Source organism: Nocardioides lacusdianchii, from assembly GCF_020102855.1.
GTDB lineage: Bacteria > Actinomycetota > Actinomycetes > Propionibacteriales > Nocardioidaceae > Nocardioides > Nocardioides lacusdianchii.
The window spans coordinates 63639-84041 of record NZ_JADHZD010000010.1 but is presented as its reverse complement, the minus strand read 5'-3'; the positions used below and the strand labels follow the sequence as shown (position 1 = coordinate 84041).

Annotated in this window: 20 protein-coding genes and 1 tRNA gene; 12 read left to right on the top strand and 9 right to left on the bottom strand. The window is 71.4% G+C overall.

Features of this window, described 5'->3' with window-relative positions:
* Positions 1-62: 62 nt before the first annotated feature.
* The gene (locus IRX98_RS15005; RefSeq protein WP_224278085.1) at positions 63-743 is read left to right on the top strand and encodes an iron-dependent transcriptional repressor DtxR; all 681 of its coding nucleotides are present in this window, start codon (positions 63-65) and stop codon (positions 741-743) included.
* Here the strand turns inward: IRX98_RS15005 and IRX98_RS15000 are convergent.
* From IRX98_RS15000 to IRX98_RS14990, 3 genes are all read right to left on the bottom strand, one after another.
* The gene (locus IRX98_RS15000) at positions 740-1633 is read right to left on the bottom strand and encodes a Sir2 family NAD-dependent protein deacetylase (protein ID WP_224278083.1); all 894 of its coding nucleotides are present in this window, start codon (positions 1631-1633) and stop codon (positions 740-742) included. The genes IRX98_RS15005 and IRX98_RS15000 overlap by 4 nt on opposite strands.
* Positions 1630-1899, bottom strand: a complete 270-nt coding sequence (locus IRX98_RS14995) for a DUF2277 domain-containing protein (protein WP_207082785.1) — start codon at positions 1897-1899, stop codon at positions 1630-1632. Before IRX98_RS14995 ends, IRX98_RS15000 begins: the two co-directional genes overlap by 4 nt.
* 122 nt (positions 1900-2021) lie before the next feature.
* On the bottom strand, positions 2022-3863 hold the full coding sequence (locus IRX98_RS14990) for a beta-propeller domain-containing protein (protein ID WP_224278080.1): 1842 nt from the start codon (positions 3861-3863) through the stop codon (positions 2022-2024).
* A 52-nt stretch (positions 3864-3915) separates the two neighbouring features.
* Here IRX98_RS14990 and IRX98_RS14985 point away from each other — a divergent pair, with 52 nt between their 5' ends.
* Positions 3916-5076: a saccharopine dehydrogenase family protein gene (locus IRX98_RS14985; protein ID WP_224278078.1), complete on the top strand. Its 1161-nt coding sequence runs from the start codon at positions 3916-3918 to the stop codon at positions 5074-5076.
* Between the two features lie 19 nt (positions 5077-5095).
* On the opposite strand, the gene IRX98_RS14980 is transcribed toward IRX98_RS14985, so the two are convergent.
* Positions 5096-5941, bottom strand: a complete 846-nt coding sequence (locus tag IRX98_RS14980) for an SMP-30/gluconolactonase/LRE family protein (RefSeq protein ID WP_224278076.1) — start codon at positions 5939-5941, stop codon at positions 5096-5098.
* Between the two features lie 176 nt (positions 5942-6117).
* Here IRX98_RS14980 and IRX98_RS14975 point away from each other — a divergent pair, with 176 nt between their 5' ends.
* Genes IRX98_RS14975 through IRX98_RS14950 form a run of 6 tightly spaced genes read left to right on the top strand, consistent with a single transcriptional unit; the run spans position 6118 to position 12441 of the window.
* Positions 6118-7401, top strand: a complete 1284-nt coding sequence (locus tag IRX98_RS14975) for an ABC transporter substrate-binding protein (protein WP_224278074.1) — start codon at positions 6118-6120, stop codon at positions 7399-7401.
* Positions 7402-7409: 8 nt separating this feature from the next.
* The gene (locus IRX98_RS23545) at positions 7410-8408 is read left to right on the top strand and encodes a carbohydrate ABC transporter permease (protein ID WP_224278072.1); all 999 of its coding nucleotides are present in this window, start codon (positions 7410-7412) and stop codon (positions 8406-8408) included.
* The gene (locus IRX98_RS14965; protein WP_224278070.1) at positions 8405-9235 is read left to right on the top strand and encodes a carbohydrate ABC transporter permease; all 831 of its coding nucleotides are present in this window, start codon (positions 8405-8407) and stop codon (positions 9233-9235) included. Before IRX98_RS23545 ends, IRX98_RS14965 begins: the two co-directional genes overlap by 4 nt.
* A complete protein-coding gene (locus tag IRX98_RS14960; protein WP_224278068.1) occupies positions 9232-10674 on the top strand; it encodes a GH1 family beta-glucosidase in 1443 nt (480 codons plus the stop codon). Before IRX98_RS14965 ends, IRX98_RS14960 begins: the two co-directional genes overlap by 4 nt.
* A gap of 5 nt (positions 10675-10679) precedes the next feature.
* Complete coding sequence (locus tag IRX98_RS14955; protein ID WP_224278065.1) at positions 10680-11702, top strand: LacI family DNA-binding transcriptional regulator; 1023 nt, start codon at positions 10680-10682, stop codon at positions 11700-11702.
* Positions 11689-12441: an SDR family oxidoreductase gene (locus IRX98_RS14950; protein WP_224278063.1), complete on the top strand. Its 753-nt coding sequence runs from the start codon at positions 11689-11691 to the stop codon at positions 12439-12441. Before IRX98_RS14955 ends, IRX98_RS14950 begins: the two co-directional genes overlap by 14 nt.
* Positions 12442-12469: 28 nt before the next feature.
* Here IRX98_RS14950 and IRX98_RS14945 read toward each other — a convergent pair.
* Together IRX98_RS14945 and IRX98_RS14940 are read right to left on the bottom strand one after the other, a co-directional pair.
* Positions 12470-12545 (bottom strand) — tRNA-Arg (locus tag IRX98_RS14945).
* Between the two features lie 79 nt (positions 12546-12624).
* On the bottom strand, positions 12625-14142 hold the full coding sequence (locus IRX98_RS14940; protein WP_224278061.1) for a SulP family inorganic anion transporter: 1518 nt from the start codon (positions 14140-14142) through the stop codon (positions 12625-12627).
* 62 nt (positions 14143-14204) lie between these two features.
* On the opposite strand from IRX98_RS14940, the gene IRX98_RS14935 reads away from it, so the two are divergent.
* From IRX98_RS14935 to IRX98_RS14925, 3 genes are all read left to right on the top strand, one after another.
* Complete coding sequence (locus tag IRX98_RS14935) at positions 14205-14612, top strand: MerR family transcriptional regulator (protein WP_224278059.1); 408 nt, start codon at positions 14205-14207, stop codon at positions 14610-14612.
* Between the two features lie 123 nt (positions 14613-14735).
* Positions 14736-15971 carry an LCP family protein gene (locus tag IRX98_RS14930; protein ID WP_224278057.1) on the top strand — a complete coding sequence of 412 codons (1236 nt, stop codon included), beginning with the start codon at positions 14736-14738 and terminating at the stop codon, positions 15969-15971.
* Positions 15968-16162 (top strand): hypothetical protein, encoded by a 195-nt coding sequence (locus tag IRX98_RS14925; RefSeq protein ID WP_224278056.1) that lies wholly within the window; start codon positions 15968-15970, stop codon positions 16160-16162. Before IRX98_RS14930 ends, IRX98_RS14925 begins: the two co-directional genes overlap by 4 nt.
* Before the next feature lie 70 nt (positions 16163-16232).
* On the opposite strand, the gene IRX98_RS14920 is transcribed toward IRX98_RS14925, so the two are convergent.
* From IRX98_RS14920 to IRX98_RS14910, 3 genes are read right to left on the bottom strand one after another with little or no spacing between them, the layout of a single operon-like run.
* On the bottom strand, positions 16233-16604 hold the full coding sequence (locus tag IRX98_RS14920) for a large conductance mechanosensitive channel protein MscL (RefSeq protein WP_224278053.1): 372 nt from the start codon (positions 16602-16604) through the stop codon (positions 16233-16235).
* A gap of 42 nt (positions 16605-16646) precedes the next feature.
* Positions 16647-17279 (bottom strand): SAF domain-containing protein, encoded by a 633-nt coding sequence (locus IRX98_RS14915; RefSeq protein ID WP_224278051.1) that lies wholly within the window; start codon positions 17277-17279, stop codon positions 16647-16649.
* Positions 17280-17331: 52 nt separating this feature from the next.
* Complete coding sequence (locus IRX98_RS14910) at positions 17332-17637, bottom strand: FmdB family zinc ribbon protein (RefSeq protein ID WP_224278049.1); 306 nt, start codon at positions 17635-17637, stop codon at positions 17332-17334.
* A 119-nt stretch (positions 17638-17756) separates the two neighbouring features.
* On the opposite strand from IRX98_RS14910, the gene IRX98_RS14905 reads away from it, so the two are divergent.
* Complete coding sequence (locus tag IRX98_RS14905) at positions 17757-20399, top strand: penicillin acylase family protein (protein WP_224278047.1); 2643 nt, start codon at positions 17757-17759, stop codon at positions 20397-20399.
* Positions 20400-20403 lie beyond the last annotated feature (4 nt).

The following is a 20403-nucleotide window of genomic DNA, read 5'->3' as shown; positions in this document are numbered from 1 at the left end:
GGCCTCACTGTGCCACGACCGGGTGGGGCGGGGGAGTTGCCGGATGGGACACAATGACCTGCGTGAGTGACCTGATCGACACCACCGAGATGTACCTCCGCACGATCTACGAGCTCGTGGAGGAGGACATCGTGCCGCTGCGCGCGCGCATCGCCGAGCGGCTGCACCAGTCCGGGCCGACCGTGTCGCAGACGGTGGCGCGGATGGAGCGCGACGGCCTGCTCACCGTGCAGGGCGACCGCCACCTCGAGCTCACCGAGGAGGGCCAGCTCCTCGCCACCCGCGTGATGCGCAAGCACCGCCTCGCCGAGCGCCTGCTCACCGACGTCATCGGGCTCGACTGGGAGCTCGTGCACGCCGAGGCGTGCCGCTGGGAGCACGTGATGTCGGAGACCGTCGAGCGCCGCCTGCTCGAGCTGCTCGACCACCCCACCGAGTCGCCCTACGGCAACCCGATCCCCGGCCTCGACGAGCTCGGCGACGTCGGCGGCGAGCACTTCATGGACAACGTCGAGCCGCTCTCCGCCGCCGCGCTCCCCGAGGACCAGATGGTCCACGTCAAGCGGATCTCCGAGGAGATGCAGAAGGACGAGGAGCTGATGGGGCTGCTGCGCCGCGTCGGCGCCCTGCCCGGCAAGACCGTCACCATCGCCCGCACCGAGGAGGGCATCCTCATCGGGTCCGGCGGCGAGACCGCCGAGCTGGTGGTCGAGGCGGCCGAGCACATCTTCGTGCGCCGCTAGGCGCTGGCCGAGATTTCGGGATCCCCGGTCGGCCGGGGATCCCCCAGGTTGTCGGCCTCTGCAAGGCCTGACAACCTCTGGGAACGCCTGACAAGCTCGGTCAGGAACTCGCTGCACCCCACGTCGAGCTTGTACGTCGCCAGCGCGTCGCCGCGGGTCAGTCCGCGGTTGACGATCACGATCGGCGTACCTCCCGCAGCCGCACGCTTGACGAACCGCAGCCCGCTCATCACCGTCAGCGACGAGCCCGCGACCAGGAGCGCCCCGTCGGTGCCGAGCGACTCGACGGCGGCGTAGCAGCGGGCCACCCGGTCGGCAGGGACGTTCTCGCCGAAGAACACCACGTGCGGCTTCAGCGGGCCGCCGCACGCGCACGCCGGCACCACGAAGTCGTCGGTGTCGTCGAGGTCGACGTCGCCGTCGGGGCGCGACTCGACCCAGCCGTGCCGCTCGAGCCAGCCGGGGTTGAGCTCGTCGAGGCGCTGCTCCATCTCCGCGCGCGAGGACGTCTCGCGGCAGTCGAGGCACACGACGTCCGCGACGCGGCCGTGCAGCGCCACCACCTGCCGGGTCCCGGCCGCCTCGTGCAGCCCGTCGACGTTCTGGGTGATGAGCAGCGAGGGGTCGAGCGCAGCGACCGCGCGGTGGCCGTCGTTGGGCAGCGCGCGCCCCATCCGCTGCCAGCCGAGGTGGCTGCGCGCCCAGTAGCGCTGCCGCGCCTCGGGGGCGGCCACGAACTCCTGGTAGGTCATCGGGGCCCGCGCCGTCGACCCGGGTCCGCGGTAGTCCGGGATGCCGGAGTCGGTGGACAGTCCCGCGCCGGTGAGCACGACCAGGGGTCGGGTCGCGAGCAGGTCGAGCGCCGACTGCTCGGTGGCGACCAGGCTCACGCGCCGTACCTCACCCGGGCCCGGGCACGTGCCTTCTCGGCCTCGGCCTCGCGGTTCTTCGGCGGCGCGGTGGTCACCAGGTCGTCGAGCAGGTGCTCGGTGATGTGCGCGATCTCCTTCACCGCGGCGTAGAACGCCTCCTCGTTGGCCTGCGACGGCTTCGTCGTGCCGGCCACCTTGCGGACGTACTGCAGCGCGGCGGCCGTGACCTCGTCGCGCGTGGCGGGCGGCTCGAAGTTGTTGAGCGGGCGGATGTTGCGGCACATGGGTCGAGCGTACGTCCGACGGTGCGCAGGTTTCGAGGCTCGCTGCGCTCGCACCTCAACCAGCGAGGCGATTCGGTGGTTGAGGTGCGAGGAGCGCCAGCGACGAGCCTCGAAACCACGTCTCAACCAGCGAGGGAGAAGAAGCTGACGTCCTCGCCCGTCACCAGCACCACCTGGCCCGACGCCAGCGGCACGAGCCGTACGTCGGCCACGTCGCTGCCGTGCTCGACCTCGACCATCCGGTTGCTCATCGTCCCGCCGTCGAGCGACAGCACCGAGACCCAGCCGGTGGTGCCGGTCCAACCCTGCGAGACGACGGTCAGCGCGATGCGCTGCTCGGGCAGCCAGGTGAACTGACGCGGGTCGAGCCCGGCTCCGGCCTGGCTCTGCGCCGGGTAACGCACCACGTCGAGCTGGCGCGGCGCGGTCAGGTCGGTGACGTCGAAGAGCGCCGCCTGCGCGCCGCGGGTCACGCCGTCGAGGGAGGCGTCCTGCCCGACGCCGATCAGCCGCTGCTCGCCGAGCGGGTGGAGGTACTCGCTGAAGCCGGGGATCTTCAGCTCGCCGAGCAGCCGCGGGGCAGCCGCGTCACTGAGGTCGATGGCGTAGAGCGGGTCGGTCTGGCGGAAGGTCACCACGATCGCGAGGTCGTCGAACCACCGCACCGACTTGATCTCCTCGTCGACGCCGAGCTGGTCGACGCGGCCCTCCTCGACGAGGTCGGCGCCGTCCTCGCGCAGGGTGAGCACGGAGTTGAAGTTGCCGGTCTCGCTGCTGGCCCCGACCGCGACCCGCAGCGAGCCGCCGACGGCGTCCATCGACCAGCGGTCCGCGATGGTGCCCTCGACCTCGCCCGAGGCGACGTACGTCGTGTCCGCGCCGTCGAGCGCGAAGGCGTAGATCGGTGTGGTCCCGCCGGTGCTCGGACCGGGGCGGCAGTTCATGCAGTCGCCCCAGCCCCACGCCGGCGCACCCCCGGCGAGGTAGAAGCGGTCGGTGGAGAAGTACGACGTGTCGGACTCGGTGGCGACCGCCGTCGCCGTGCGGTCGGTCGGGGCGGCGGGGTCGAGTGCGACGACGGTCGTGGTGCCGAGCGGCACCTCGTCGTCGGGGACCGCGACGTCCTCACAGGCCACGACCGGCTCGCCGTCGACGGTCGGCAGCCAGTCGGCGAGCGTGGTCTCGCGGACCAGGGACCGGTTGCGCAGCCGCGCGCGGATCTGGCCGAAGGTGCCGTCGGGGGAGGAGAAGTCGAGCTCGGGCAGGCCGTTGACCAGCACGACGCGCACGACGTCGCCGTGCAGCCGGGCCGCCGACACCCGGCCGCGGACCGTGGTGGCGTCGACGACCGAGGGCGAGGTGGGGTCGGAGAGGTCCACCGTGGTGATCGTGGTCTCCAGCCCGTCGGACGAGGAGCCGAGCACGACGGCGCGACCGCCGACCAGCAGGAGCTCGCCACCGGGACCCCCGGGCCAGTCCGCACCGAGGGCGTCGTCCAGGGCGGTGGTGGACAGCAGCGTCGGCTCGTCGCCGGAGACGTCGTAGGCCAGCAGCTCGCCCTCCCGCAGGCGCAGCAGCAGGGACCCGGCGACCTTGACGACGTCGGACTCGTCGACGTCGACCTCCTGGACGTTGGTGCCCGACTCGTTGCTCGTGCTGCGCGACGTGCTCACCCCGGCCGCCCGCTCGATGCCCGAGGACTCCATCGCGTCCGACCCGCCCGACGAGTCGAAGGCGATGATGCCGGAGCCCCAGCCGTAGGGGCCGACCTGCTCGAGCGCGCGCTCGACGTAGGAGTCGAGCAGCTCCTCGCAGCTCCCGACCGCGGTCAGGTCGGCGTTGGCGAGCGCGATCGGCGGGGCGGTGGTGGGCGCGGGAGCGTCACCGACGACGTAGCCCACGCCGGCCGCGACGCCGAGGCAGGTGATGGCGGCGATGCTGGTGGTGGTCCGGCGCAGGCTCATGGTCGTGGGACGGCCCCGCGGGAGCCGCGGTTCCGCGTGGCACGATGGCGCGATGAGCGACCGCCACCCCGACCGGCCCTTCGACATCGTGCTCTTCGGGGCCACCGGCTTCACCGGCGGTCTCACCGCCGACTACCTCGCCGCGCACGCCCCGGACGGGCTGCGCTGGGCGATCGCCGGCCGCAACGCCGACAAGCTCGAGGCCGTACGCCAGCGGCTGGGCGGCGACGTGCAGGTGCTCGTCGCCGACTCGACCGACCCCGCGGCGCTGGCCGACGTCGCCCGACAGGCCCGCGTCGTGGCGACCACCATCGGCCCCTACCTCCAGCACGGCGGCCCGCTCGTCGCCGCGTGCGCCGAGGCCGGCACCGACTACCTCGACCTCACCGGTGAGCCGGAGTTCGTCGACCAGTCCTTCCTCGCCCACCACCAGACGGCCGTGCGCACCGGCGCCCGGCTGGTGCACGCGTGCGGCTTCGACTCGATCCCGCACGACCTCGGGGCCTTCTACACCGTCAAGCAGCTGCCGTCCGACCAGCCGATCACGTTGCGCGGCGTGGTCCGCTCGGCCGGCACCTTCTCCGGCGGCACCTTCCACTCCGCCCTCGACCAGTTCGCCCGCGCCGCCCAGATGAAGAAGACGTACGCCGCCCGTCGCCGCGCCGAGGTGCGTCCCGAGGGCCGGTCGTCGCGCTCGGTCAGCGGCAAGCCGCACCGCGATCCGGTGCTCGGCTACTGGCTGCTCCCGCTGCCGACCATCGACCCGATCGTCGTCGCCCGCAGCGGTGCTGCGCTGTCGGCGTACGGCCCGAAGTTCCGCTACTCCCACTGGGCCGGCACCAAGACGCTGCGCTACGCCGCCGGTGGTGCGGCCGGCGTCGGGCTGCTCACGGTGGCCGCGCAGCTGAAGCCGGTGCGCGACTTCCTCAAGGGCAATGTGCCGCAGGGCTCCGGCCCCGACGCGTCGAAGCGCGAGAAGTCGTGGTTCACCGTCGACTTCGTCGGCGAGGCCGGCGGGCAGACCGTCCGCACCCGCGTCTCCGGCGGCGACCCGGGCTACACCGAGACGGCCAAGATGCTGTCCGAGGCCGCGCTGTGCCTGGCCCTCGACGACAACCCCGAGACCTCCGGCCAGGTCACGCCTGCCCAGGCGATGGGCGACGCGCTGCTCGCGCGGCTGCAGGCGGCCGGGATCCGGTTCGAGACCGTCTGAGGCTCGCTGCGCGGTCCGATCACGCTCCGTACGTCGCGACGGGCGCTCCTTCGACGTCCACGTCGACGCAGAACACCGCACCGGCGGCAGGGTCCTCGGAGTCGCCCAGGCCCTGTCGGGACGTGGTGATGTAGAGGTGGGTGTCGCCCGGGCCGCCGAACGCGCATGACGACACCTGGGCCGCGCCCACCTCGACGACCGCCGTGAGGTCGCCGTCGAGGGAGTAGCGGTGCACGGAGGACCCGCCCCACATCGCGACCCAGAGACCCTCGTGCGCGTCCAGCGCCATCCCGTCGGGGTGCCCCCCGGACACGCGGGCCACCGGTCTCCTGTGCGCCAGCCTCCCGGTCCCGGCGTCGTGCTCCAGCGCGTCGGCCGTGCCCCGCGGCGTGTCCACGTGGAAGGCCACGGTCCCGTCCTCGGACCAGACGAGCCCGTTGGGGATCGTCAGGTCCGTCATGGCCGGGGAGACCGTGCGGTCCGGGTCCAGCCGCCAGAGAGTTCCCTGACCGGTGATCGCGTCCAGGCTCATCGACCCGCAGTAGAACCGGCCCTGCCGGTCGCACCCGCCGTCGTTCATCCGGCGCCCCGGCCCGAAGAGCGAGGGCGAGGTCCACTCGACCGCGCCCGCCCGGTCGAGCAGGACGAACCGGTCGTCCGTCGCGACGACGACGCCCCCGGCGCTGCGGGGACGCCACGCGCCCACGACGGCACCCACGTCGAGGCGTGAGGCGACGCGGTCGCCGTCGAGGGTGAGGAGGTCGCCCTCGAAGACGTCGACCAGGCGGAGCCGGGACACGCCGGGGTCCCAGCAGATGCCCTCCCCGTGGTGGGTGACGACGTCGGTCAGCTGCTGGGCTCGCATGGCGCGATGGTAGGCGGTGGCGGGCCGGAAATGGAATCGTTTGCACCTTGATTTGAGCGTGCCTGCCATCGATTTGGCGGTGACCCCTTGACGCACCATGTGACGCCGGTCATAGTTTCGGGACAGCAGCGGTGGAATCGATTCCACCATCGGTTCGATCGCGAGGAGCACCAGACATGCGCCACTCCACCACTCGACGAAAGGCCGCCGTCGGTGCCGCCCTGGCACTCGTGGCCGGCACGACGGCCGCCTGCGGCGGCGACTCCGAGGCCAGCCAGGCCTCGCTCGGCAAGGACGACGTCCTCACCATCACCACGTTCAGCGACTTCGGCTACGACGCGCTGATCGAGGAGTGGAACGCCGACCCCGACCGGCCCTTCACGGTCGAGATGACCAAGATCGCCGACTGGGACCCGTGGAAGCAGACGCTCACCCAGAAGCTGCAGGCCGGGGACGGCCTCACCGACATCGTCGCCGTCGAGGGCGACGCAATGCCGCAGTTCCTCTCCGAGGGCGCCTCCGACCAGTTCGCCGACATCTCGGACTCCTCGCTCGACGACCGCTGGGTCGAGTACGCGTACAAGGCCGGGCAGACCGCGGACGGCAAGCAGGTCGGCTATCCGACCGACGCCGGCCCGGAGGCCTTCTGCTACCGCGCCGACCTGTTCGAGAAGGCCGGCCTGCCCTCGGACCGCGAGGAGGTCGAGGCGATCTTCGAGACCTGGGACTCCTACTTCGCCGCCGGCGAGGAGCTCACGGCAGCGCTGCCCGACACCAAGTGGTACGACTCCAGCGGCTCGATCGCCCAGGCGATGCTGAACCAGGCGGAGTTCCCGTTCCAGACGGCCGACAACACGATCGACGTGGAGAACGCCGAGCTCGAGCTGGTCTGGGACACCGTCACCGGCTACTCCACGACGCTCTCGCCGCGCGTCGTGCAGTGGAAGGAGGACTGGACCGCCAACTTCACCAACGACGGCTTCGCCACGATGCCGTGCCCGGGCTGGATGTTCTCCAACATCAAGTCCAACGCGCCCGAGGTCGAGGGCTGGGACATCGCCAACGCGTTCCCGGGTGGCGGCGGCAACTGGGGAGGCTCCTACCTCGCCGTGCCCGCCATGTCGGAGCACCAGGAGGAGGCCCAGGAGCTCGCCGCCTGGCTCACCGACGCCGACCAGGAGCTCGCGGCGTTCGAGGCCGCCGGCAACTACCCCGCCAACGTCGAGGCGCAGGAGAGCCTGGCCGCCGAGAACGCGACCGACCCCTACTTCAACGACGCCCCGACCGCGGTGATCCTCGCCGACCGCGCCGCCGCGGTGGAGCCGGGCCGTCCCTACAAGGGCGACATGTACTCCGACATCCTCGGCCTCTTCCAGACCGCGATCCAGCGCGTCGACGAGGGCGCCTCGCCGGACGAGTCCTGGGAGACCTTCACCCAGGCCGTCGACGGCCTGTCCTGACCATGTCCGTGACCCGCACCGACGCCCCCGCCGGGGAGGTCCTCGCGACCTCCCCGGCGACGGGCTCGCCGGTCCCGCCTCCCGGGCTGACGTGGCGGCAGAAGCTCTCCCACTGGGACTTCCGCTTCTCGCCCTACCTCTACGTCGTGCCGTTCTTCGCGCTCTTCCTCGTCATCGGCGTCTACCCGATGGTCTACTCGGGCTACCTCTCGTTCTTCTCCTGGCCCCGCTACGGGCTCACCCACGGCGAGGGCGTCGGGTTCGCCAACTACGGCCACGTGCTCACCGACCCGGTGTTCCACAAGGCCTTCTGGAACACCATCGGCATCTTCGTGCTCTCGGCCGTGCCTCAGGTGGTCGTCGCCACGGTCGTCGCCGCCATGCTCGACACCCCGCTGCGCGGACGCACCTGGTGGCGGATGAGCGTGCTGCTCCCGTTCGTCGTCGCGCCGGCCGCGGCCGCGCTCATCTTCGGCAGCATCTTCGCCGACAAGACCGGCCTGGCCAACGAGGTGCTCCGCGCCGTCGGACTCTCCGGCGTGGCCTGGCACACCGACCGGTTCGCCAGCTGGACGGCCATCGCCACGATGGTCAACTACCGCTGGACCGGCTACAACACCTTGATCATCCTGGCTGCGCTCCAGGCGATCCCGCGCCAGCTCTACGAGGCCGCCGCGATCGACGGCGCCAGCCGCGTGCAGCAGTTCTTCCACGTCACGCTGCCGTCGATCCGGCCCACCATGCTCTTCGTCATCATCACCGCCACCATCGGCGGGATGCAGATCTTCACCGAGCCGCGGCTGTTCGACACCAACCTGCAGTTCCAGGGCGGGGCGGACTACCAGTACCAGACGCTGACGATGTACGTCTTCAACACCTCCAACAGCGGCACCGATCCCTACCCCCGTGCGGCTGCGGCGACGTGGATCATCGTCCTCATCATCATCGGCATCGCGCTGCTCAACTACGCCATCACGCGTCAGGTCCAGAGGAGGGGGGAGCGGTGAGCCGGCGTCCCGGGTTCCTCGTCTACGGCCTGCTGTCCGCCTTCGTGCTGGGCTCGACGTTCCCGCTCTACTGGTCCTTCGTCATCGGCTCGGTGACCAAGGAACGTGCCATCCAGAGCCCGCTGCCGCTCTACCCCGGCGGCTACTTCCTCGACAACGCCCGTCGCGTCTTCGACCAGATCGACTTCTGGTCGGCGCTCGCGAACTCGGTGCTGATCTCGGGGATCTCGGCGGCCTCCGTCGTGTTCTTCTCCACGCTCGCCGGCTACTCCTTCGCCAAGCTGCGCTTCCGCGGGAGCAACGTGGCCATGGCCTTCGTCGTCGCCACGATGGCGGTGCCCACGCAGCTGGCGTTCGTGCCCCTGCTGAAGACCTTCAGCAACCTCGACCTCACGGGGACCCGCACCGCGGTGGTCCTGCCCTTCCTGGTCACCGCGTTCGGGGTCTTCTTCATGCGTCAGTACCTCCTCGACGCGATCCCCGACGAGCTGATCGAGGCCGCCCGCGTCGACGGCTGCTCGCAGCTGCGCACGTTCTGGACGGTCGCGGTGCCTGCGGCGCGCCCGGCGATGGCGATCCTGGCGCTGTTCACCTTCATGCAGACCTGGACCGAGTTCATGTGGCCCCTGCTGATCTTGCAGGGCTCCGACGTCCAGACCCTCCAGACCGCGCTCGACCAGCTCAAGATCGCGCCAGCGGGCGGCATCGCCGACATCGCGCTGCTGCAGGCCGGCACCCTGCTCGCGACGATCCCGCTGCTACTTCTGTTCATCGCGACCGGCCGCCAGCTCGTGGCCGGCATCATGCAAGGAGCCGTCAAGGGATGACGACCATCCGACCCTTTCCGTCCGACTTCCTCTGGGGGGCCGCTGCGGCGAGCTACCAGATCGAGGGTGCGGTGGCGGCCGACGGGCGTACGCCGTCCATCTGGGACACCTTCTCGCGGGTGCCCGGCGCGATCCTCGGTGGCGACACCGGCGACGTCGCGTGCGAGCACTACGACCGGATGCCGCAGGACGTCGCCATGATGAAGGAGCTCCAGCTCGCGTCGTACCGCTTCTCCGTCGCCTGGCCGCGCGTGTGCCCCGACGGTGGTTCGGTGAACGCCGCCGGGCTGGACTTCTACAGCAGGCTCACCGACGAGCTGCTCGGGGCCGGCATCACGCCCTGGCTGACCCTCTACCACTGGGACCTCCCGCAGGCGCTGGAGGACGAGGGCGGCTGGACCAACCGCGACACCGCGCACCGGTTCCTCGACTACGCGATGACCGTGCACGACGTGCTCGGCGACCGTGTGGACAGCTGGACGACCCACAACGAGCCCTGGTGCTCGGCGTTCATGGGCTACACGAGTGGCGGCCACGCGCCCGGCCGCAGCGAGGGAGTCGCCGGGGTCGTCGCCGCGCACCACCTGCTCCTCGGCCACGGACTCTTCGTCGACGAGTTCCGCCGTCGAGGTGGCACCCCCGAGAACGGGAAGGCGGTGGGCATCACCCTCAACCCGACCGTGGCCGACCCCTTCGACCCGACCCGCGAGGACGACGTCGAGGCGGCGCGACGGCTCGACGGCTTCCACAACCGGGTCTTCCTCGACCCGCTGTTCCTCGGCAAGTACGCCGACGACCTGTCCCGCGACACCGCCGGCATGCTCTTCGAGGGCCGGCGCTGGGAGGACTTCGTCCTCGACGGCGACCTCGAGCTGATCAGCGCGCCGACCGACTTCCTCGGCGTGAACTTCTACCACCCCGACCTCCCCGCGGCACTGCCGTACGACGCCGAGCCGGGCGAGCTCCTCGGGAGCCGGATCGAGCACTCGACGCGCCCGCGCGAGTCGCCGTACCCCGGGGGTGGCTTCGTGTTCCCGCGGACCGGACGGCCGACCACCGACCGCGACTGGGAGATCGACCCGGGCGCACTGACGCGTCTGCTGGTCCGGCTGAGGGACGCCTACGGCGCGCCGCCGATCTACATCACCGAGAACGGTGCGATGGCCGACGACGTCGTGGAGGACGGCGCGATCCACGACACCGGCCGGCTGGAGTTCATCGAGCAGCACTTGCACGCGGTGCGGGACGCGATCGACGTCGGCGTCGACGTGCGTGGCTACTTCGTGTGGTCGCTGATGGACAACTTCGAGTGGAGCTACGGCTACGCCCACCGCTTCGGCATCGTCCACGTCGACTACGACACCCAGGTGCGCACGCCCAAGGACAGCGCGCGGTGGTTCGCGGAGGTGGCCGCGACGAACGGCCTGCCAGTAGCGTGACCCAGGTGGTGGTGAACGGGCACGCGTCCACGCTGGACGAGGTGGCCAGGCTGGCGGGGGTCAGCAAGGCGACGGCGTCGCGTGCGCTCAACGGCAGGTCCAAGGTCAGTGCGAAGGCGCAGGCCGCGGTCGTCGACGCCGCGCGCGAGCTCGGCTACACGCCGAACGGTGCCGCCCGGTCCCTGGTCATGCAGCGGACCGGCTCCGTCGCGGTGATCCTGCCCGAGTCGGACGAGCGCGTCTTCTCCGACCCGTTCTTCGCGCGGATGCTGCACGCCGTGGCGCGATCGCTGCGCGAGCGCGACCTGCAGCTCGTGCTCCTGCTCGCCCAGCCGGGCGACGAGGACCGCATGCTGCTCTACCTGCGCGGGCGCTACGTCGACGGCGCCATCGTCGCCTCCCACCACCGCGACGACCGCCTCGCCGAGCACCTCTCCGACCTCGGGCTGCCGTGCGTGTTCATCGGCGCCCCGTGGATCGGCGCCGAGCGGGTCCCCGTCGTCGACAGCGACAACGCCGGTGCGGCGGCCCAGGCCGTGCGCGTCCTCATCGACGGCGGCCGGCGCACGATCGCCACGATCGCCGGACCACGCGACATGCGCGCCGGCCACGACCGCCTCGCGGGCTGGCGCCAGGAGCTGGACGCAGCGGGGCTGGACAGCAACCGGGTCGCCCACGGCGACTTCACCGAGCACAGCGGGACCACGGCCTGTGCCGAGCTGCTCGACGCCGACGGCGGCGGCGACATCGACGGCATCTTCGCCGCGTCCGACCTCATGGCACTCGGCGCGATGCGCGAGCTCGGGGCCCGTGGCATCCGGGTCCCCGACGACGTCGCGATCGTGGGCTACGACGACCTCGGCGTCGCCGAGCGCACCCAGCCGCCCCTCACCACGCTGCGCAACCCGATCGACCAGATGGTCACCGAGGCGGTCCGGCTCCTGGTCGAGGCGATCGCCCAGGGCGGACGCGGTGCGCCGCGTCGCGTCGTCTTCGTGCCGGAGCTGGTCCGTCGTGACACCGTCTGAGCCCGGCGCCGCCGAGGGTGTCGCACTCGTCACCGGCGCGTCGCGCGGACTTGGCGCGGCCATCGCCGTCCGCCTCGCGGCTGCCGGTCGGCCCGTCGCGGTGAACTACCTGCGCGGGCGCGAAGGCGCCGAGGCCGTCGTCGATCGCATCAGGAGCGCCGGCGGCGTTGCCGAGGCGTTCGGGGCCGACGTCGTCGACGAGGACGGGGTCGTCGACCTCTTCGCCCGGGTCTCCACGACCCTCGGCCCCGTGACCGCGGTCGTCGCCAACGCCACCGGCCCGCAGCCGGAGGTCGGCGTGGACGACCTGTCGTGGCGGGCCCACCTCGACCAGCTGGAGTTCTTCGTCAAGAGCCCCACCCTGCTCCTGCAGGCCGCGCTGCCGTCCATGCGATCGGCGGGCGGCGGGCGGGTGATCCTGATCGGCTCCGACATGGCGGACCGGGCCACGCCCGGCATGTCGGCGTACGTCGCTGCGAAGAACGCGCAGGTCGGGCTCACCCGGGTGTGGGCGAAGGAGCTGGGACCCGACGGCGTCACCGTCAACCTCGTCCAGCCCGGGTGGATCCCGGTCGAGCGCCACGCCGGCATCAGCACCGACTCGTACGTCGCCGACGTCCCGCTGCGACGGATGGGCACGCCCGACGACGTCGCCGCGACGGTGGCCCACCTGGTCTCCGACGCGGGCGGCTTCATCACCGGCCAGCGGATCTCGGTCAACGGCGGGCACACGATCTAGCTTGGACCGTCGGCCTTCCGACGGCTGCTGGTGCCCCAGGCAAGAGTCGAACTTGCGACCTTTCGCTTAGGAGGCGGCTGCTCTATCCACTGAGCTACTGGGGCGTTGCCACGGTTCCCGGAGGTTCCGCGGCGGGCAGCATCCTGCCACGACGGCGTACGACGTCGCCCACCCGAGGGCGCGTCAGTGCGACGGCAGCGACCCGCTGAGCCGCTCGTGGCGCTCGGCGCTGGAGGGGTTGAGCCCGATGATCTGCACGCTCTTGCCCTTGCGGGCGTACTGGGTGGTGATGGCGTCGAGCGAGGCGACGGTCGAGGCGTCCCAGACGTGGGAGTCGGTGAGGTCGATGACGACGGCGTCGGGGTCCTCGGCGTAGCCGAACTGGGTGTAGAGGTCGTTGCTGGAGGCGAAGAACAGCTGGCCGGTGACGCGGTAGACCGCGGTCGGGACGCCGTTGCGGTCCTCGACGACCTCGCGCTGGACCTCGGTGAGGTGGGCGACGCGGCGGGCGAAGAGCGTCATCGCGACCAGGACGCCGACCACGACGCCGATGGCGAGGTTGTGCGTCGCGACGGTGACTGCGACGGTCGCGACCATGACGGTGGTCTCCGACTTCGGCATGCGGCGCAGGGTGGCCGGCTGGATGGAGTGCCAGTCGAAGGTGCCGACCGAGACCAGGATCATCACCGCGACCAGCGCGGCCATCGGGATGATCGCGACCACGTCGCCGAGCCCGACGACGAGGATCAGCAGGAAGACGCCGGCGAGGAAGGTCGAGATCCGGGTGCGGGCACGGGAGACGTTCACGTTGATCAGGGTCTGCCCGATCATCGCGCAACCACCCATGCCGCCGAAGAAGCCGGTGATGACGTTGGCAGCACCCTGGCCCCAAGACTCGCGGGTCTTGCTGGAGCGGGTGTCGGTGATGTCGTCGACGAGCTTGGCCGTGAGCAGCGACTCGAGCAGGCCGACGACCGCCATGGCCATCGCGTAGGGGGCGATGATCTGCAGGGTCTCGAGCGTCCACGGGACGTCGGGGAAGAACAGCTCGGGCAGGCTGTCGGGCAGCTCGCCCTCGTCGCCGACGTCGGGCACCGAGAGCGAGGCCAGCACCGTGAAGCCGGTGAGGGCGACGATCGCGACGAGCGGGGCGGGCACGACGGTGGTGACGCGCGGCAGCGCGACCATGATCGCCAGGCCCACGGCGACCATCGGGTAGACCAGCCACGGCACGTCGACCAGGTAGGGGACCTGCGCCATGAAGATGAGGATCGCGAGGGCGTTGACGAACCCGACCATCACCGAGCGCGGGATGAAGCGCATCAGCTTGCCGAAGCCGCCGAGGCCGAGCGCGATCTGGATCAGGCCGCCGAGCAGCACGGTGGCGACGAGGTAGTCGTAGCCGTGGTCGCGCATCACCGGGGCGATGACCAGCGCGATCGCTCCGGTCGCGGCCGAGATCATCGCCGGGCGCCCGCCGAGGAAGGCGATGGAGACGGCCATCGTGAAGGAGGCGAACAGGCCGATGCGGGGGTCGACGCCGGCGATGATCGAGAACGAGATCGCCTCGGGGATCAGCGCGAGCGCGACGACGAGACCGGCCAGCACCTCGGTGCGCAGCATCTTCGGCGACCGCAGGGCGGCGCGCACGCTGGGTTCGACGGTGGCGGGCGGGGCCATAGGCTCGGTGGCAGCAGACACGAGGGGAAAACCTACCCTTACGTTAGGGTAGGGTTCGAATCCTCGAGCGACAGGAGACCGGGATGGCCCAGGGGGCAGGCGAGACGACCGACGTCGTCATGCAGATCGGTGAGGTCGCGGCCCGCACCGAGCTGTCCCTGCGCAGCCTGCGCCACTGGGAGGAGGTCGGGCTGCTCCAGCCGTCGGGCCGCACCGACGGCGGCTTCCGCCTCTACACCGAGTCCGACGTCGACAAGATCCTCGTCATCCGGCGCATGAAGCCGCTCGGCTTCAGCCTCGACGAGATGAAGGCCGTGATGTCCGACCTGGAGGTCCTCGCCGACCCGGGGGCCGGCGAGGGCGAGCGGGCTGCCGCCCAGCAGCGGATCGCCGACGTGCGCACGGACGCCACCGCGCGTCGCTCACGCCTGGTCCGCCAGCTCGAGATGGCCGACGAGTTCATCGGTCTCCTCGGCGCGCGCCACGGCTGACGCCGCTCGCGAGCGCAGGAAATCTTGCCGATGTGAAGTAGGTTCGGACGCGGTCAGTCCATCTTCTCGAGCCGCAAGGGGAGCCCCGTGTCGGATGAGTCACGTCCGGAGGCCCCTGCCGGCATGCCCAAGCGCAAGGGCAAGGTCGCGCGCAAGCACACCGTCGGACGCGTGATCCTCGTCAGTGCGCTGGTCCTGGCGCTCATCACCGGTCTCGGCACGATCTACTTCGTGCGGCACCTCAACGGCAACATCGAGGGCGTCTCGCTGGACGCTCTCGGGGGCGATCGCCCCGAGAAGGTCTACCGGGGCAACGGCGAGCCGCTCAACATCCTGGTGATGGGCGACGACACCCGTGAGGGCGCCGGCAACTCCATCGACGGCGAGGGCGGCGGTGGCTCCGACACCACCATCCTCGTGCACCTCTCCGCCGACCGCGAGCGCGCGTACGCCGTGTCCATCCCGCGCGACTCGATCGTCGATCGTCCCGCGTGCAACGACGGTGAGTCCGCCGCCGCGACCGAGGTGATGTGGAACGCTGCCTACGGCATCGGTGGCCCGGTCTGCACTGTCGACCAGCTCGAGACCGAGACGGACGTCTTCGTCGATCACTTCGTCGTGGTGGACTTCAACGGGTTCGGCGACATGGTCGACGCCGTCGGTGGTGTCCCGGTCTGCGTGCCCGAGGACCTCGTCGACCGCAAGCACGGGATCTTCGTCCCGGCGGGCGACCCGTCGGTGCTCACCGGTGACGAGGCGCTCGACTACGTCCGCGCACGCTCGGTCGGCGAGCTGGCCCAGCGCAACGACATCTCCCGCATCAGGCGCCAGCAGACCTTCATCGCCGCCCTGGTGCGCAAGGTGAAGTCGGCGGGCACCCTCACGCGCCTGGACAAGGTCGTCGGTTTCCTCGACGCCGCCACCAAGTCCCTGACGACCGACACCGAGCTCGACTCGGTGACCCGGATCGGCAAGATCGCCATGCAGCTGCAGAGCATCGGCCTCGACAAGGTGCAGTTCGTGACGCTGCCGACGGAGTACTACCCCACGGACTCGGAGTTCAGCGGGCGGGTCTTCTGGACCGAGCAGGCAACCGAGATCTGGGAGCTCATCAACGAGGACAAGGAGATCCCGGCGCGCCTGCTGTCCGGGAACGCCGTCACCGCCGAGCCGCCCAGCACGTCGTCCGCGGCCACCGAGACCCCGTCGCCCTCGGCCACCGGCAGCGGGACGCCATCCTCGACGCCTTCGGAGACCGAGACCGAGACGCCGACCGAGACGCCGACGGCCAGCGAGACCGAGACCCCGTCCGCCCCGGCGACCACGAAGCCGGAGCCCGTCCCGGGAGTCTGCGCGTGAGCGACAGCGCCGACGGCACCGACCGCCCGGCTCCCGAGCAGGAGCCGGAGTGGCAGCGCCGCCGCCGTCTCGCGGCTGTCTTCGGCGACGGCGTACCGGAGCAGACCAGCGACGACCGCGACGCCCGCGAGGACACCGCCGGCAAGGGCGACGAGTGGTACCGCGCCGAGGTGCCGCCGCACCACGGCTGACGCCCCGAGCACGACGAACGGCCCGCCCCCAGTGGGGACGGGCCGTTCGCGCGTGCGCGGGCGGTGCGGGTCAGACGTTGCCGCCGCGCGCCTTGAGCAGGTCGCGGATCTCCTCCAGCACGGCCACGTCGGCGGGCGTGCCGGTCGCCTCGGCGGGGAAGTAGCGGTCCTTGGCCTTGGTGTAGGGCACGACCACGAAGAAGTAGACGACGGCCGCCAGGATCAGGAAGGCGATGAGGGCGGTGAGGAACGGGCCGACGAGCACGTCGCCGGGGGCGAAGGTGTCGAAGTTCGGCTCGGCGCCACCGGTCGCCTTGCTGATGGCGGAGAGCAGCATGCCGGTGAAGGCGGTGACCACGGCGGCGAACGCCGTGCCCATGATGACGGCCACGGCGAGCTCGACGAGGTTGCCGCGGAGGATGAAGTTCTTGAAACCACTCATGTTGTGTTCTCCCTAGTGGGGTGGACCCGAATGCGGCTCACGCTAGCGGGTCCAGGAGACCGTCACGAACTGCGACAGCGCCGCGCCGCTGATGTCGATCGCCTCGGTCGCGGACGTGCCGACCACCACGAGCGCGCCGCCCGCGACACCGGCTGGTCCGTCGGGTACGCCGCGGGGCGTGGCGAGCACGGTCACCTCGCGGGCCACGATCCTCGAGGCCCCGGTGCCGGGGTCGGTGGCCACCAGGTCGACCTCGTCACCCGGCTGGAGCAGCGTCGCCATCCCCGCGTCGGGCAGCCGCACCGGCAGGATCGTCTGCCCCGGCTCGGCCAGGGCCAGTCCCGGCCCGACCACGCGGGCGTCGGTGAGCACCTCGCCCCGGCCGAGCGGCGCGGCCAGCACGCGGCCCAGCGCTGTCGTCGCGGCGTCGGGCGGCGCAAGGTCCCGGGGGAAGTCGTGCGCGACCAGATCGCCGTCGTCGAGCCGCGTGCCCGAGGGCAGGTCGCGCGCGGCCACCAGCACCTCGACCGTGTCCGGCTCGGGCGGGGCGAGCGCACGGAGCACGCCGAGGACCGCGACGGCGGTCAGTGCCGCGGCGAGCAGCCGGCGGCGACGCCTCAGCTGGTGGCGTACGGCGCGCAGTCGACGCCTGGTCGGCGGGAGTCCCGGGAGCATCCCCCGACGCTAGGCCGGAGCGGACTGTGCCCGCTCGGCCTCTCCACAGGGGTCAGTCGGAGGAGGACGAGGAGGAAGAGGAGGAAGAGGAGGACGACGACGTGGACGAGCTCGGCGACGAGGCGCCCGAGGAGTCGGAGGACGAGGAGGTCGTCGACGCGGGCGTCGTCGACGAGGAGGTGCTGCGGCTGTCGGTGCGGTAGAACCCGGAGCCCTTGAAGACCACGCCGACGGCGTTGAAGAGCTTGCGCAGCTTGCCGTCGCACTCGGGGCAGACGGTCAGCGCGTCCTCGCTGAAGCTCTGGAACTGCTCGAAGGAGTGCCCGCACTCGGTGCAGGCGTACTGATAGGTGGGCATGTGGCAATCCTCTAGGGAATCTGGCCTCGTGGAGCTGGAACGGAGATCGGCCGGGGCCGCGCGACGCGCTGGCACTCTGGCTCTTCGACTGCCAATGGTACGGCACAATGGGCAGCGCGATGAGCGACCCGTCACCCACCCCCGCGCCCCCGTCCGCCGACGAGCCCACCGACCGGCCCCGGTCCCGCTGGTGGCAGGCCTTTCGCCGCGCGCCGCGGGCCGTGCGCTGGACGGCGTGGACTGCGGTCGGCCTGGTCCTGGTGCTGCTCGTGCTGGCCGCGGCGGTCGTCGGCGTCGTACGCCGTCCGCTGCCGCAGACCGAGGGCGAGCTCGAGGTCCCGGGGTTGTCCGCGTCGGTGGAGGTCGTGCGCGACGCGAACGGCATCGCGCAGGTCTACGCCGACACCGACGACGACCTGATGCGCGCCCAGGGCTTCGTCCACGCGCAGGAGCGCTTCTTCGAGATGGACTTCCGCCGCCACGTCACGGCCGGCCGGCTCTCGGAGATCTTCGGCGAGGACACCCTGGAGACCGACCGCTTCATCCGCACCATGGGCTGGCGCCGGGTCGCGGAGCAGGAGTGGCCGCTGCTGGAGCCGGCGACGCGCGCCGCGCTGACGGCGTACGCCGAGGGGGTGAACGCCTACATCGAGGACCGCTCGCCCTCCGAGCTCGCGGCGGAGTACAGCATCCTGGGCCTGACCGGCCTCGACTACACGCCCGAGGAGTGGCAGCCGGTCGACTCGCTCGCCTGGCTCAAGGCGATGGCGTGGGACCTGCGCGGCAACATGGAGGCCGAGGTCGACCGGGTGCTGCTCTCCCTCGACCACAGCGAGGCCGAGGTCGCCGAGCTCTGGCCGGCCTACGACGCCGAGTCGCACCCGCCGATCGTCTCCGGCGGTGGTGTCGTCGACGGCGTCTTCGAGCAGAACGCCACTGCCAACGCGACCCGCAACCCCCGCCGTCCGGCGTACCCCCGTGGCGTCGTCGAGGCACTCGAGCGCGTGCAGGACCGGGTCGCCGCGATGCCCGAGCTGGTCGGCAAGGGGCGCGGCATCGGCAGCAACTCGTGGGTCGTCGACGGCGAGCACAGCGCCACCGGCCAGCCGCTGCTGGCCAACGACCCGCACCTGGGCATCAGCCAGCCCGGCATCTGGATGCAGATGGGCCTGCACTGTCGCGAGGCCTCGCCCGGCTGCACCCTCGACACCTCGGGCTTCACCTTCTCCGGCGTGCCCGGTGTGATCATCGGGCACAACGCCGACATCGCGTGGGGGTTCACCAACCTCGGCCCCGACGTCACCGACCTCTTCCTGGAGCAGACCGAGGGCGACGACCTCTACGTCCGCGACGGCGAGACCGAGCCGCTGCGGGTGCGCACCGAGACCATCGAGGTCCGCGGGGCCGACGACGTCGAGCTGCGGGTGCGCGAGACCGTCCACGGCCCGCTCATCAGCGACGTGGCCACGGAGTTCGCCACCGTCGGCGCCAACGCCCCGACCGACGAGCCCGGCGAGCGCGGCAGCGGGTACGCCGTCGCGCTGGCGTGGACGGCCCTCGACCCCGCGCCCACCGCCGACGCCATCCTCGCGCTCAACCGCGCGTCGGACTGGGACGAGTTCCGCGCGGCCGCGGCCGACTTCGCGGTGCCTGCGCAGAACCTGGTGTACGCCGACCGCGAGGGCCACATCGGCTACCAAGCGCCGGGCCGGGTCCCGATCCGTCGGGGCGGCAACGACGGCACGATGCCGGTCGAGGGCTGGATCAGCGCCAACGACTGGACCGGCGACTACATCCCCTTCGACGGGCTGCCGAGCGTGCTGGACCCCGAGGAGGGCTACATCGTCACCGCCAACCAGGCGGTCGTCGACGAGGACTACCCCTACCTGCTGACCCGCGACTGGGACTACGGCTACCGCTCGACCCGGATCCGCGAGGTGCTCGAGGACGAGGGCGAGCTGTCGGTGGAGGAGATGGTGGACCTCCAGCTCGACTCGACCAACCCGATGGCCGAGACGCTGGTGCCCTACCTGCTCGACATCCGGAACCTCCCCAACCCCTACTACCGCAACGCCCAGCGGCTGCTGCGCGACTGGGACGGCTCGTCGCCGGCCGACAGCGCGCCGGCGGCGTACTTCAACGTCGTGTGGGCCAACCTGCTCGAGCTCACCTTCCACGACGAGCTGCGCGTGCGGACCTGGCCCGACGGCGGCGACCGGTGGTTCACCGTGGTCGGCCGGATGCTGACCGAGCCCGCCGGGCCGTGGTGGGACGACGCCGGCACCGACGACGAGGTGGAGACGCGCGACGACATCCTGCGTGCCGCGATGATCGCCGCCCGCGACGAGCTGACCCGGCGCCAGTCGCGCGACCCCCGGCTGTGGACGTGGGGCCGCCTGCACCGGATGAACCTGCGCAACGCGACCCTCGGCGAGTCCGGCATCGCGCCGGTCGAGCGGCTCTTCAACCGCGACGGCTGGCAGGTCGGCGGCGGGTCGTCGATCGTCGACGCCACCTCCTGGAACGCCGCCGAGGGCTACGAGGTCACCGCCGCGCCGTCGATGCGCATGGTCGTGTCGCTCGCCGACTTCGACGACTCGCGCTGGATCAACCTCACCGGCGTCTCCGGCCACCCGGCGTCGTCGCACTACTCCGACCAGACCGAGCTCTACGTCGACGGCGAGACCCTGCCCTGGGCCTACAGCCGCGAGGCCGTCGAGGCGGCGGCCGAGGACCGGTTGGTGCTGACGCCGGCGGGCTGACCTC

Excerpts from the sequence above, each read along its gene's own strand:
- IRX98_RS14995 (WP_207082785.1), bottom strand. The coding sequence starts at position 1,899 with ATGTGCCGCAACATCCGCCCGCTCAACAACTTCGAGCCGCCCGCCACG.
- IRX98_RS14990 (WP_224278080.1), bottom strand. The coding sequence starts at position 3,863 with ATGAGCCTGCGCCGGACCACCACCAGCATCGCCGCCATCACCTGCCTC.
- IRX98_RS14985 (WP_224278078.1), top strand. The coding sequence starts at position 3,916 with ATGAGCGACCGCCACCCCGACCGGCCCTTCGACATCGTGCTCTTCGGG.
- IRX98_RS14980 (WP_224278076.1), bottom strand. The coding sequence starts at position 5,941 with ATGCGAGCCCAGCAGCTGACCGACGTCGTCACCCACCACGGGGAGGGC.
- IRX98_RS14975 (WP_224278074.1), top strand. The coding sequence starts at position 6,118 with ATGCGCCACTCCACCACTCGACGAAAGGCCGCCGTCGGTGCCGCCCTG.
- IRX98_RS14960 (WP_224278068.1), top strand. The coding sequence starts at position 9,232 with ATGACGACCATCCGACCCTTTCCGTCCGACTTCCTCTGGGGGGCCGCT.
- IRX98_RS14935 (WP_224278059.1), top strand. The coding sequence starts at position 14,205 with ATGGCCCAGGGGGCAGGCGAGACGACCGACGTCGTCATGCAGATCGGT.
- IRX98_RS14930 (WP_224278057.1), top strand. The coding sequence starts at position 14,736 with ATGCCCAAGCGCAAGGGCAAGGTCGCGCGCAAGCACACCGTCGGACGC.
- IRX98_RS14920 (WP_224278053.1), bottom strand. The coding sequence starts at position 16,604 with ATGAGTGGTTTCAAGAACTTCATCCTCCGCGGCAACCTCGTCGAGCTC.
- IRX98_RS14915 (WP_224278051.1), bottom strand. The coding sequence starts at position 17,279 with ATGCTCCCGGGACTCCCGCCGACCAGGCGTCGACTGCGCGCCGTACGC.
- IRX98_RS14910 (WP_224278049.1), bottom strand. The coding sequence starts at position 17,637 with ATGCCCACCTATCAGTACGCCTGCACCGAGTGCGGGCACTCCTTCGAG.
- IRX98_RS14905 (WP_224278047.1), top strand. The coding sequence starts at position 17,757 with ATGAGCGACCCGTCACCCACCCCCGCGCCCCCGTCCGCCGACGAGCCC.